Origin of the sequence: Hydrocoleum sp. CS-953 (assembly GCF_002260545.1) — a bacterium.
In the GTDB taxonomy this organism is placed as follows: domain Bacteria; phylum Cyanobacteriota; class Cyanobacteriia; order Cyanobacteriales; family Microcoleaceae; genus Trichodesmium.
This window is the reverse complement of sequence record NZ_LGSU01001267.1, coordinates 1-8,920: the sequence shown is the minus strand read 5'-3', so window position 1 is coordinate 8,920 and position 8,920 is coordinate 1. Positions and strand designations below refer to the sequence as shown.

The 8,920-nt window shown below is 34.8% G+C and carries 7 protein-coding genes and 2 pseudogenes; 7 read left to right on the top strand and 2 right to left on the bottom strand.

Going from position 1 to position 8,920, the window contains the following annotated elements:
- The first annotated feature begins 258 nt into the window (after positions 1-258).
- From AFK68_RS22205 to AFK68_RS22185, 7 genes and pseudogenes are all read left to right on the top strand, one after another.
- A complete protein-coding gene (locus AFK68_RS22205) occupies positions 259-531 on the top strand; it encodes a TatA/E family twin arginine-targeting protein translocase (RefSeq protein ID WP_094675162.1) in 273 nt (90 codons plus the stop codon).
- A 221-nt stretch (positions 532-752) separates the two neighbouring features.
- Positions 753-1,397 (top strand): aminoacyl-tRNA hydrolase, encoded by a 645-nt coding sequence (gene pth / locus AFK68_RS22200; RefSeq protein WP_094675160.1) that lies wholly within the window; start codon positions 753-755, stop codon positions 1,395-1,397.
- 254 nt (positions 1,398-1,651) lie between these two features.
- Positions 1,652-1,870, top strand: a pseudogene (locus AFK68_RS39505) (DUF3146 family protein); the annotation flags it as partial.
- A gap of 1 nt (position 1,871) precedes the next feature.
- Positions 1,872-2,008 (top strand): DUF3146 family protein (locus tag AFK68_RS46090; protein WP_210407558.1); only part of this gene is annotated, 137 nt, incomplete at its 5' end.
- Between the two features lie 229 nt (positions 2,009-2,237).
- Positions 2,238-2,346: pseudogene (locus AFK68_RS35400) on the top strand (DUF3146 family protein); the annotation flags it as partial.
- A 1,467-nt stretch (positions 2,347-3,813) separates the two neighbouring features.
- Complete coding sequence (locus tag AFK68_RS22190) at positions 3,814-5,526, top strand: CTP synthase (RefSeq protein ID WP_094675156.1); 1,713 nt, start codon at positions 3,814-3,816, stop codon at positions 5,524-5,526.
- A gap of 1,260 nt (positions 5,527-6,786) precedes the next feature.
- The gene (locus AFK68_RS22185; RefSeq protein ID WP_094675154.1) at positions 6,787-7,215 is read left to right on the top strand and encodes a hypothetical protein; all 429 of its coding nucleotides are present in this window, start codon (positions 6,787-6,789) and stop codon (positions 7,213-7,215) included.
- Between the two features lie 460 nt (positions 7,216-7,675).
- Here the strand turns inward: AFK68_RS22185 and AFK68_RS22180 are convergent, their stop codons facing one another.
- Positions 7,676-8,587 (bottom strand): ROK family protein, encoded by a 912-nt coding sequence (locus tag AFK68_RS22180; RefSeq protein WP_094675152.1) that lies wholly within the window; start codon positions 8,585-8,587, stop codon positions 7,676-7,678.
- A complete protein-coding gene (locus AFK68_RS22175; protein ID WP_094675150.1) occupies positions 8,588-8,839 on the bottom strand; it encodes a hypothetical protein in 252 nt (83 codons plus the stop codon).
- Positions 8,840-8,920: the final 81 nt, after the last annotated feature.

The window sequence follows — 8,920 nt, the reverse complement described above, 5'->3', positions numbered from 1 at the left end:
ATAATTACCTCTCCCTAAAAGGGAGAGGATTGACACAAAGGAGGAAAAAATTTATTTTTTTTACCCTTGAAAGGGGAGGCAAAGGGTGCTCAATTATTTAATTAATAATTATTAATTGCCCCCTAAAAATCCATCAGTTAACCTTAATAGTCTATCGAGTTACATTGTTAATTAAAAAGCTGTTTGCATAGCATTATGCAGGAAATGCTTACATTAATTTTATGCTAACTTCAAGTAAATTTTTAGGAGTAAAACAAGATGAATATATTTGGTATTGGTCTCCCAGAAATGATTGTTATTCTGGTAGTAGCTCTTTTAATATTTGGTCCGAAGAAACTGCCAGAAATTGGTCGTAGTTTAGGGCAAGCTATAAATAGTTTTAAGGCAGGAGCTAAAGAGTTTGAAAATGAATTTAAACGAGAAGCAAAACAGTTAGAAGAAGTGCCTCAAGCAAGTAAATATCAACCTGAATCAGATTCCAAAGAAGCCGTAAATGTTTCTTCTCCCACAGATGTGTCTCAGAAAAGCTAATTTTTCATTAATGGATAATTACCTCTGGTTAAAACCGTAAGGGAATTGAATATAAGGAAATATCCTAGCACTTTTTTTCCCCTTGAAGGGGGAGGATAATTATGCTGAATTATTTAATTAATAATTATTAATTATTTATCCGGTAAAAGTAGAAAAAAAATCACCTGAGCCAATCTAAAAGATTATTATAGTTTTGAGATAAAATTTTTAATTTTAAGGCAATGAAAGAGGTGGCGGCAGGGCAAAAATTAGTGATTCCTAAATTGATTGTAGGTTTGGGAAACCCAGAGGCAAAATATAATCAAACTCGGCATAATATAGGATTTGCTGTAGTTGATAATCTAGCTAATATATGGCAAATTTCTTTATCAGAAAATCGTAAATTTAAAGCAGAATTCGGAGAAGGCAGAAGCACAAAAGCTGAAAAAATTTACTTATTGAAGCCCTTAACTTATATGAATAGGTCGGGACAAGCAATTCGTGCGGTGGTAGATTGGTATAAACTACCATCTTCTTCTGTGCTGATAGTGTATGATGATATGGATTTACCCATGGGACGACTGCGACTACGTTTGTCAGGTTCAGCAGGTGGCCATAATGGGATGAAGTCGGCGATCGCTCATTTGGGAACCCAAGAATTTCCTCGTTTGCGAATAGGTATTGGTAAGCCCAAAAATGTTACTGCTGAGAGTGGAGACCCAAAAACTATTAGTCATGTTTTAGGAAAGTTTAGTTCTACAGAAAACAAATTAATGACTCAAGTGCTGGAACTGGTTGTAGATGCAGTAGAACTTTCTCTTAAACAAGGAATTGAAAAAGCGATGAGTCTCTATAACAGTAAAACTATAATACTACCAGAAGATTAATTAAATTATTCAGAAAGTATTTTCAAGGCTTTTGATCCATAGTAGTGCAGCGACACACCTAAAAATGTTGCAACTGTGTTAGTCCAGTAGTGTAGTGACACAATTAAAATGTTGAAATAGTAGGGACGGGTTCGGTATTCAAATTAATACATAACCTTGAATCAAATGAACTAGCCCTAATGCACAGAATTTAGCTGTGTCACTCCAGTAGAAATAATTTTTGAGTGAGTGAAAGATTGACTTGATAACTATTAATGAGTTCTAAGGGTCTACCACAAACTACTGCTTACGTCAGAATAACTTGCCACTCTTGGCAAAAAGGCACTATTGAAGGAGAGGTTAGTGCTGGTCCTTTTGGTTGGTACTTTAAATGGCGTTTTAGACAGGGAAAAACTCTATATATTCAACCTTCTCAAGGACGTGCCCTAATTCAAGAACCTTTGGGTAGGTTTCTAGAAAAATGGGATTATCAANAGGGAAAAACTCTATATATTCAACCTTCTCAAGGACGTGCCCTAATTCAAGAACCTTTGGGTAGGTTTCTAGAAAAATGGGATTATCAACTAGAACCTGGTGGGGATTACTCTTTTACTATTAAGGCTAAATTTTAGCAAAAATTAAATATTAATTCTTAGCTGGACTTACGAGAAGCGCCACTCCATAAATTATGTTTTGCCTTTATAGGTTTTAGTGGGATAAAAGTTAGATTAACTATAGCGCTATAGTTTTTAGTTACTCTATATGATACTTTTGCTGAAGCTATATAGTACCAATTCTTGGTAGTTATGTAAAGACTAGGTATTGAGTAGGGATAATAGAAAAAGTTAAACTAACTAGGGAAAAACTCTATATATTCAACCTTCTCAAGGACGTGCCCTAATTCAAGAACCTTTGGGTAGGTTTCTAGAAAAATGGGATTATCAACTAGAACCTGGTGGGGATTACTCTTNTTTTAGTGGGATAAAAGTTAGATTAACTATAGCGCTATAGTTTTTAGTTACTCTATATGATACTTTTGCTGAAGCTATATAGTACCAATTCTTGGTAGTTATGTAAAGACTAGGTATTGAGTAGGGATAATAGAAAAAGTTAGATTAACTATAGCGCTATAGTTTTTAATTAGGGTTTGCTGAAAAATATGAGTGAGGGTAGAAGTTAGAAGTCAGGAGAAATGGAAATTATAGAGTAAGTAGGATGAGCAACTATCCCTTGATTTTTGCGCCCTTGTCTAATCAAAAAGTTAGCATTTTGAGGTTTTTAGACTCAAAAGCTTGTGTTTTTTCGCTACAAAAAGGCTTGAGCCTTTATCTGTAAATACTTTGAGAGTTAATCAACCAGCCTTAATTAGGTTTTGCTGAAAAAGTCTTTTTTAAGGAGTAGGGGAGTAGGGGAGTATTTTTTTGCCCAACTATGCGCCGAAAATACTAATATACATGAGCATTAAGAGCTGAAAACCTGGTACTTTTTACCGAATAATTAATTATTAATTATTAATTATTAAATAATTCTGGTTTAAAGCCTCTCCTTTTAAGGAAAAAAAAGTGCTAGGATATTTCCTGATCTTCAATTCCGTAACGGTTTTAACCAGAGTTCAAGAATTAAGAATGCGCGAATTACCTCTCCTTGAAAAGGAGAGGATTGACAAACAGGAAAATTTTTATTTATTATCCCCTTAAAAGGGGAGGCTTTAAACCACAATATTTCGGTAATTATCAATTATCCATTATCAATTATCAATTAATGAACAACCTAAAAAGGCTAAAACATTTATCTGTAAATGCTTTGAGATTTAATCAGCAAGCCCTAATTAAGATAGCAATCCTAAATAGGTTGTAACAATTCAAAAACTAGAAATAAACTCTAAAACTCTTACCCATTGCCCATTGCCTTGATACCTCCATACCAAAAAGTGGGAATATTTTTGCCACTAATAAAATAGGATTGCTATATATATTATGATACTTTTGCGGAAATAGAGGTTACCAAGAATTGGTAATTTCCTAAAAGGCTTTGCTGAAGTGCGGATATGATTTGATTTCTTAGGGATAGGGAGTAGGAAGTAGTTTTAATCAATAGGAACGAGAACAAGTAGTGTAGATATTTATAATTATCTAGATTATGCCACCCCCCCTAAAATAGATATCAGATAGAAAGGCATAACAGTTAGGTTAACTGTAGCGCTATAGTTTTTAATTACTGTATATAATACTTTTGCCGAAGCTAGAGATTAGTAAATTCTTGATAATTCCCTCAAAAAGATATGAGATAGAAAAAATGTAATGTAATTATAGATGAGTCTAGCCCAATATCTCTTTGCTATGCCAAATGGTAGGCTACACCAAAAGCATGGGTCGTATAAATTAGTGTGGCTAATCTAAAGTTTACAACTTCCTTCTATCCTTAGAGAAAAAAATCTATGACTAAATTTGTATTTATAACTGGTGGAGTAGTATCCAGTATTGGTAAAGGAATTGTAGCAGCAAGCTTAGGTCGTTTGCTCAAATCACGGGATTATTCCGTCTCCATTCTCAAACTAGATCCTTATATTAATGTAGATCCAGGGACGATGAGTCCTTTCCAACATGGAGAAGTCTTTGTCACAGAAGATGGGGCAGAAACAGACCTAGACTTAGGCCACTATGAACGATTTACAGATACCTCAATGTCTCGCCTCAACAGTGTTACTCAAGGTTCAATCTATCAGGCAGTAATTAATAAAGAAAGACGAGGGGACTATCAAGGAGGAACCGTTCAGGTTATCCCCCATATTACCAACGAAATAAAAGAAAGAATACATAGGGTCGCTAGAAATGCTAATCCAGATGTAGTAATCACAGAAATAGGAGGGACAGTAGGAGATATCGAATCTCAACCATTTTTAGAAGCAATTCGGCAATTTCGTAAAGATGTGGGACGAAATAACGTTTTATATGTCCATGTGACACTGGTCCCTTGGATTGCTTCAGCAGGGGAGATGAAAACTAAGCCCACTCAACACTCCGTTAAAGAATTACGCTCCATTGGTATTCAGCCAGATATTTTGGTCTGTCGATGCGATCGCCAACTTAGTAAAGGCTTAAAGGAAAAAATGTCCGAGTTCTGTGATGTACCTGTAGAATCTGTAGTTACATCTCAGGATGCTCAAAGTATCTATGAAGTACCTCTAATGTTAGAGGCAGAAGGACTAGCAGTCCAAGCTCTAGAACTATTAAAAATGGAGCAACGTCAACCAAATCTGGATCGATGGCAAACTTTGGTCAATCGTCTTTACCATAGAGACAAAGAAGAAATACAGACTAACCAAGGCCAATCATCTACTGCTACTACTGTAGAAATTGCCATAGTGGGTAAATATATTCAACTCAGCGATGCTTATCTGTCAGTGGTAGAAGCATTGCGTCATGCGGCGATCGCTGTTGGTGTGGACTTAAATCTGCGTTGGGTAAATGCTGAAGATGTAGAGGCCAATGGAGCCAAGACCTATCTAGAAAATGCTCATGGAATTATTGTGCCAGGTGGGTTTGGTGTGAGAGGTATTGATGGGAAAATAGCTACAGTTCAATATGCCAGACTAAATAAAATTCCTTTTTTGGGGTTATGTCTAGGAATGCAATGTGCGGTAATTGAGTGGGCACGGAACATAGCAGAATTGGATGATGCCCATAGTGGGGAGTTTGACCCTCAAACACCAAATCCAGTGATTAATTTATTGCCAGAACAACAAGATGTAGTAGACTTGGGTGGCACTATGCGACTGGGACTTTATCCTTGCCGTCTACAAGGGGACACATTAGCATTTAAAACTTATCAGCAAGAAGTAATTTATGAACGCCATAGACATCGATATGAATTTAATAATGCTTACCGGAATTTGTTCTTAGAAACAGGATATGTAGTAAGTGGAACATCTCCTGATGGTAGGCTAGTAGAAATTATTGAACTTCCTGCTCATCCTTTTTTTATTGCTACTCAATTTCATCCAGAGTTTCAATCTCGACCTAGTAGTCCCCACCCTCTATTTCATCACTTTTTTCTAGCAGCTAGTCAACAAGAAAAGTGTGATAATTTGTCTGTCAATAATGCTGAAGCGACCCAAGAGAATATAGTTAGCACAGGTTCTATACCTTAGTTATAACAAGTCTAAATATTTGGTAAAATAGTCTTTTTTCAGCATATTTATTTATGGATTGTTTTTATTAACTTTAAGAGCTTGAAGCAAACTAATATTTATTTTAGAGAAAGCATCCGTTGAAAGTCCCCGTATTTGAATTAGGGGATAAAAACGAAGAAGTTATTCAGGTTAGACTACTAAACTTGTTATAGCGTTTCCCAACCTGGTGAAGTACAGTTATGTTTTGATCTTTTTATTACTCCCTATACCCTGTTCCCTCAAAATTAGAATTTTGTACCTCACCATTATGGGAATTGCTATATAGTAATTAGGAATGATTGTGATAGAATTTAAGAACAATTAAGATAAATCAAAATCCTTTTATATTTTGACTGCTGACTCCTGAATCTTGTACGGGCGATTAGCGAATTGCCCCTACCAGTAAAATCTTACAACTGAAATATAATTGCTATAGCAATCCTATTTTATTTGTGTATAAAAGTCTTACTGCTTTTAGGGAACAGGGAACAGGGAATAGGGAACAGGCAAGAGTTTCAGTTTTTTTATCTACTTTTTGGTTTGTCACGACCAATTTAGAATTGCTATATGTTATTATAAAAATTTTATAAATGCTTATTAAAAATGGTACAAGTGAGTAAGAGGGAAAAAGGAAGAAGTAAGAAGTTTCAAAAACAAAGAGGAAAATGATAGAGNTAAATATTGAACTTTTCGGAGCTATTTTTTATTATAAAAATTTTATAAATGCTTATTAAAAATGGTACAAGTGAGTAAGAGGGAAAAAGGAAGAAGTAAGAAGTTTCAAAAACAAAGAGGAAAATGATAGAGATACCTATCTCAAATGAATTGGAAGAGCTATTTGTAAGCATATCCTAAACAATAATCACTCTCAAGTTTGACATCTCACTTGCAGCACAAAAAAACTCATAATTGTAGCTGAATCATTTCAATATTATTATGGTCTCTTTAAAGCTTATAAATAAGAGAAAATCAAAGACATATCCAGAATACCTAACTACAGAAACAAAGGAGGTATGACTACAGTTAATTCAATGCTTGACATTTATCTCCGCCTAAAATATTAGTTTCTTGATAAGATTTTTAGGTGGAAGCTTCTGCTAACATTTTCTTAAAGAAGAAATCTTTTTCATTGGGTAGTGAGTAACAATATCAAGGGTAAATAAATAATGTTTATCAGACTTTTAGGGTAACTTGCAGGATGTGGGGAAATGCAAGAAATCAAAGCTTTGAGGGGGTCCTGTGGCCTACTGGATTAAAATAAATTATGAAAGAAGTATATACTTGATCGATCTTGACAGTATTACTGCTTTTTCTTGTCAGCAAAATAAGCGGATAACTTTTTGGTTGCCAAATAGCAGTCAGCCAATTATATTAAATCAGCAAAATTCCGAACATGACTATCAGTTAGTTCTAGAATATATTAAAAAAAAGATCGAAATAGGGTATGAAACTCATAATGAATTTTGGGTAAAAATTATTTATGATCGCCATGAATGGTTGATAAATTTAAGTTGTATTACTACATTTGCTTGGGAACCTAATGGTAGGATAACTTTCTGGCTACCAGATAGTACAAAAGATGTTATTATTAACCCCAATAGTGACCCAGAAGCTTATAAAAAAGTTTCAGAATTTATCAATAAAGTAACTGGGTATTCTTTACCATAAGAAAATTTGATAGTAATATACTTGATGTTAACTCCACCTATAGCGCTACGCGCAAGTTAAAAGTCATGCATTCAAAAGTCAAAAGTAATCTCTGAGTCAGTGTGAGCATTTATAAATGTCCTAACCTATTTGCATAGTGCTATAACTTAGTTATTATTAATTAAGCATATCCTATTCTCTATGATATTTTTCCCAAAATCTAACCATTCAGGTTTCATCTATCACTCTATTGGATGCCACAAGACTACCGCCTTTGATGTTGCGCAGCAAAACGGCTAATTACCTTTTTCAAAATAATTATTATTAAGAGATTGAGAGAAAATTCTCTGACTAAAAATCCCTTAAAATTATCCCTATTCCCTACTAACTAACCCTCATACTCTAATTCAATACTGTTTGAGAAAATTCCAGATAAAATGTTTCGTACTAATAGCTGAACGCTTACCTCACAACTCTCAAATCATTGATCTAAAAACTTAGTTAAAGCTAATTTAGCAGCTCCCACAATACCAGCTTGATTACCCAATTTAGCAGTTAATAATTGTAAGTTTAAATAAGAACTAAAAAGAACTCGTCGCTCAATTTCTGCCTTAGTTGCAGGGAAAAAAAGTTCAGATGCAGCACTAATTCCACCACCAATAATTATTGCTTCTGGAGTTAAAATATAAATTAAACTTGTCAACCCTACTCCTAAAAATCGTCCGTAGTTTTGCCAAAATTCTAGGGCAAACTTATCTCCAGCTAAAGCTAAATTAGCTAATTCTAAAGGTTCTTTTCCTGTATCTCGACGAACCGCTTGAACAGAAACATATTGTTCTAAAGAACCATTATTACCACTATTACATTCCGGTCCATCAGGGTTTAAAGTTATTAACCCTAACTCTCCGGCAGCACCTTGATGACCTACAAATAATTGGCCATCCAAAATAATCGCTCCTCCGACACCCGTACCCAGGGTCAGCATAATCATATTTTTAAACTGACTACCCGCACCGAGCCAAGCTTCTCCTAAAGCAGCACAATTAGCATCATTAGCAATGACTACTGGTAAACCAGTCTTTTCCTCCAACAATTCGGCTAGAGGAACCTCTTGCCAATCAACCAAGTTTATTGCTATCCTAGAAATTCTACCTTCAGCATCAACAGGGCCTGGTACTCCAATACCTATTCCTTGTATAGCTCCTAAATTGTCTAGCTGAGGTTCTTTTCTTAGAACAGATATTGTTTCTTCTATTACCTTAATAACTGCTTTTGGGGTGGCAGGTTGAGGAGTTGGCACAGTTAAAGATTTATGACAAACTCCATCTTTAGCAAAAACTCCAAGTTTAATTGCCGTTCCCCCTATATCAATACCTATTACCAGAGGATTCATTTAATATCTTTCAACACTAGAATTAAATATAGGTTCAACCCGAATGGCAATTATAGCAGAAGGGCGAACTACCATATATTCTCCTTGAATAGTCTTAATAGGTACATTGACAAATTCTTGAGAGTCATGCTTGGGAACTACAACGCCACTATACCAGGTTTGAAAATCTTTAAGAGAAAGAAAACGTACTTCTTCACGAGCGCCACCTTCTAATATTAGGTGTATCGCAAATTCATCAGGATTTCTTGGCATATCTTTTTATCAATTATCAATTATCAATTATCAATTATCAGTTATCAATTATCAATTATCAATTATCAATTATCAATTATC

What these genes read in the sequence shown, in the direction of transcription:
- AFK68_RS22205 (WP_094675162.1), top strand. Translation starts at nt 259, where the DNA reads ATGAATATATTTGGTATTGGTCTCCCAGAAATGATTGTTATTCTGGTA.
- pth (WP_094675160.1), top strand. Translation starts at nt 753, where the DNA reads ATGAAAGAGGTGGCGGCAGGGCAAAAATTAGTGATTCCTAAATTGATT.
- AFK68_RS22190 (WP_094675156.1), top strand. Translation starts at nt 3,814, where the DNA reads ATGACTAAATTTGTATTTATAACTGGTGGAGTAGTATCCAGTATTGGT.
- AFK68_RS22180 (WP_094675152.1), bottom strand. Translation starts at nt 8,587, where the DNA reads ATGAATCCTCTGGTAATAGGTATTGATATAGGGGGAACGGCAATTAAA.
- AFK68_RS22175 (WP_094675150.1), bottom strand. Translation starts at nt 8,839, where the DNA reads ATGCCAAGAAATCCTGATGAATTTGCGATACACCTAATATTAGAAGGT.